The sequence below is a fragment of the Ectobacillus sp. genome (assembly GCF_056992975.1).
The window spans coordinates 1-3,853 of the sequence record NZ_JBXKMX010000079.1 but is presented as its reverse complement, the minus strand read 5'-3'; the positions used below and the strand labels follow the sequence as shown (position 1 = coordinate 3,853).

The window sequence follows — 3,853 nt, the reverse complement described above, 5'->3', positions numbered from 1 at the left end:
GGGAACAAAAGAGAAAGGATTGTGCCCGTAACATAGACCAAAGAGGGGCAACGATCATGTCTTTCCGTTGCCCCTCTTCTTGAAGTCCATGATTGTTCTCCGCCTTCTTTTTCGAGGCTATCTCATTCTAGTTATACAATCATTTTAAAAATAGTTAAGCCAATTCCTATTAAAAATCCACATACGGCTCCGTTTACTCGAATCCATTGAAGATCTTTACCAACGTTTTGCTCCATCATAGCAACGAGTGTTTCATTATCGAGCTTGTCTAAATTTTCTTGTACCAGTTTTCCAATTTTGGAGTGGTTTTTTTCAATTAAAACAGTAGATTGCTCTTGAATCCAGCTTTCCGCTTGCAGGCGATAGGTAGCATTGTTTTTTATGTTTTCCCATTTTTGAAGTACATAAGGGAAAAGGTGGCTATTAACATAGCTGCTATCTGCTAGTGTTAGCAGCAAATTTTGTTTTATCTTTGAAAGTAATTCTGTTAGTTGGTTCGTCCCATCCCATTTGGAGAGGATTGTTTCTTTCCATGTTTGAATCGTTGTTAGTAAGGATTCATTTTCCTTAGCTTTTTGGAGTTCATCTTTCACTGCGCGTAACACGGTTGCTCTATTTTCATTTTCTTCTTGTTGTAAGCTTGTAATGCCGCCTCGTACAAAATCTTGAATGATTTGCCCAAGCTTATCTTCGTCAACAATATTTATAAATGATTTAAGAGCAAATTGTAGAAATCCATCTAGTTCAATATTCATCAGTGCCTTCATGGCAGCATTGCCGAGCTTATGACGTGCATCGTCCTTTTCTACCCAATTTTTTACTTTCTCTAGCAAGAAATCTAATATATTTTCTTCATAGCTATGAAGAAGTATTTGGTCAATAGCAGCTTGTACCAAAACATCTGTATCAATGGTATGTAAATACTTTTTAAGTTCTTTTGCAGCAAATATAGCTATCTTTTCTTCATCTATTCTTAGAATGGCTTGACGTAAAATTGTTACTATTCCTTCTTGTACGGAACTTTTTTGAAGTTCTTTATCTATTGCTTCTATTATTTTTTCAACAATTTGAATTTGTTTTAATTTTGATGTAATGCTTTCTTTTGTAAGCCATTCGTTCTCGAGCATATTAATTAGACCGTTTGTCATTCTTTGACGATTTCGAGGTAAAAGTGCTGTGTGTGGGATTGGAATACCGAGGGGATGACGGAAAAGTGCTGTAACGGCAAACCAATCGGCTAGTCCACCAACCAGGCCAGCTTCAAATCCTCCCTGTGCAATGCTTCCGATGATAGATTGTTGAAATGGTAATGTAGCAAGAAAGCCGCTTCCCATAATTCCTAAGGAAACACCTGCTATTTGTTTTGTTCGAGTTTTCATTCCTTGTATTCACCCTTTACGATACATTTACTATATGGACATATGTATAGCTTTATAACAAATATAGGCCATATGTATTACATTTTTCTTTATTATAACGTATTATGCCGGAACTCATGAATGAAATGTATAAGAGTTTGAAAAGACTGATGAAGTAAGGGCTGTACATGAAGTATGTTTGTCTTATTTCAAAGATTCATTTTAGAGGTAGAAAAGAGTAACAAAAAATGGACCTTATTTGGTAAGATCCATTTTGAAGTATGGGAATAATGAATGAAAGGGTATGATTAAGCGTTTGGAACCTTTCTCCATTTTTGTATATCTGGTTTTAAAAATATATAAAGGGCGGGAACGATAAAGGCAATCATGCCTATTTTTTCTACTAATTCTCCGCCGGCTTGCCAAAGTTTTATCAAACCTTCACCAAATAATTCTCCGCCAATTAATATTAAGACGATACCTAATACTTTAAAGATAATGCCAAGATTAAATTTGATAGAGGATTTGAAGATAATACTTGCGACTGCTATTGCCAATACGATTCCAATCACACTTCCAAGAGCGATGGAAGAAGCACCATTTGTTATTTGGGTAAAATTAAAGATAACAAGCTCTAATCCTTCGCGAAATACGGAAACGAATGTAATAATAAATAAACCATAACGATCAGATTTCTTGGATACTTGAGAGCGAATGTCGGCACCTTGTTGATTAGATCGGTGAAGCCATAGAATAAAGTAAGCAATCATTGCAGCAGCGAGAAGCATCATTATTCCTTCAAATATTGCTGTTCCTTCTCCTTCAAATCGCTGCGCCCCTTGAAATCCAAAAAAGCCAACTATACAGCTTACAATAAATCCTACTAGGGCACCTGCATATACGGTAGAAGTTAAATTCTTTCGATTCATTTTTGATAGTTGTGCTAGTATTATACCGACTACAAGTGCAGCTTCGAGTCCTTCACGAAAAGATAAAAATAAGCTTGATAGCATAGTAGATAACCCCTTTTGATAATGATTTTCAATATCATCATATTATAAGGAATACGTTTACATGTCAATATGTTTTTGAGAATTATTCTCAAAAACATATTGGAAAGAGTAGAAAATTAATTTCGTATGGTTAGTAGTATAGTGGATGACTGTACTATAGAGGTATGGTTGAGGGTAACGCAAAAAAAGGAGAGGCTTATCCCTTTTTGGGTTAGCTTGTTCTCCCCTTATATTATGCGGTAGCTTGTGAATCGTGACGTTTCATAAAGATCCAACTAAATGTAATAACCGGGATCAAGTTGATTAGCATCACAATGGTAAGCTGGAAGTCGGTTCCAATTAAAACGGAGTGAACCGTAACGAGAATGTACATAATTGGTGTAAAGACGTGAAGCTTACGCCAAATTTTGATGCCAATTGCTTTTCTTAATTTTGTTGTAATTATGGTAATGGTTAGAATGTAAAGTGAAAATATACCTAGTGCCATTGGAAGTGGCTTATAGCTGGTTGAGAATGGAATTAGTAAATCAGTCCATGTAAATTTTGCGTAAGCGTCAAAGAATAGAAATCCAAGATGAGCAAGGACAAGAATAAATGCCCAATTTGATAATGGCTCATGTAGGTTTAGCCAAGTATTTATTTTACGCTTCTTTCGCTTTAAAATTTGTGTATAGAGCCCTATAATTGTGGCAAAATATAGTAATATGTATGCCACAGTCCCTGTTGCACGAATCAAGTACCAAATATATTCGTTCATTCTTATTGCTCCTTCCATATAGAGCCATCTTGATTTACAAGAACAGCGTGTATACCTTTTCTATGAATCCACTGCTTTCCCTTTTCTTCCCCTAATAGAAGAACAACTTTTGCCCAAACATCTGCTTGGACTGCGCTATTTGCAGTAACTGTTGCAGAGATAATTGAACTTTGTGATGAGTGTGCTGTTACGGGATCAATAAGATGATGGTGATACTCACCGTTCACGAGCCATTTTCGCTTAGCTGATGTAGAAGTAGCGAGACCTCCTGAAGTAATATCAATGGACGAAATATAACCAGTATTAGATAGTGGGTTTTCTATATCTAGGTGCAGAGGGTATGGCAGCGTTCCAAAAACCCGTATATCCCCGCCTATATTAATGAATCCATCTGCATGTGCTTCTAAAAGCGCCGCGATATAATCTAATGCCCATCCTTTCGCTATCCCACCTAAATCAATTCTAGTATGAAGCGTAACCGTTCCATTAGCTGGATTTAGCGTAAATGGAGGTTGGGGAACAATCGAGGTAGAAAGTGTAGTTGCACCAACTTCCTTATCTCGAATGTACTCGATAGATTTTGTATATCCTTCTTGTTCTAAGGTTGATAGTATGCCTGGATTAAATATTCCATCTGTATCCTTGTAAAACTCCTCAGCCTTTTCTAAGATTTGAAAGAGGGAAAAGGAAACTTCTCTTTCTTCGCCTACATGCTCGTTTAGCTG

At 36.5% G+C, this 3,853-nt stretch carries 4 protein-coding genes; all 4 read right to left on the bottom strand.

What is annotated here, in order from left to right:
- Nucleotides 1–131 precede the first annotated feature (131 nt).
- A complete protein-coding gene (locus AC11ZT_RS03935; RefSeq protein WP_484058355.1) occupies nucleotides 132–1,379 on the bottom strand; it encodes a DUF445 domain-containing protein in 1,248 nt (415 codons plus the stop codon).
- 287 nt (nucleotides 1,380–1,666) lie between these two features.
- On the bottom strand, nucleotides 1,667–2,371 hold the full coding sequence (locus tag AC11ZT_RS03930) for an FTR1 family iron permease (RefSeq protein WP_484058354.1): 705 nt from the start codon (nucleotides 2,369–2,371) through the stop codon (nucleotides 1,667–1,669).
- 232 nt (nucleotides 2,372–2,603) lie between these two features.
- A complete protein-coding gene (locus AC11ZT_RS03925) occupies nucleotides 2,604–3,128 on the bottom strand; it encodes a ferric reductase-like transmembrane domain-containing protein (RefSeq protein WP_484058353.1) in 525 nt (174 codons plus the stop codon).
- A gap of 2 nt (nucleotides 3,129–3,130) precedes the next feature.
- Nucleotides 3,131–3,853 (bottom strand): FAD:protein FMN transferase (locus AC11ZT_RS03920; RefSeq protein ID WP_484058352.1); only part of this gene is annotated, 723 nt, incomplete at its 5' end.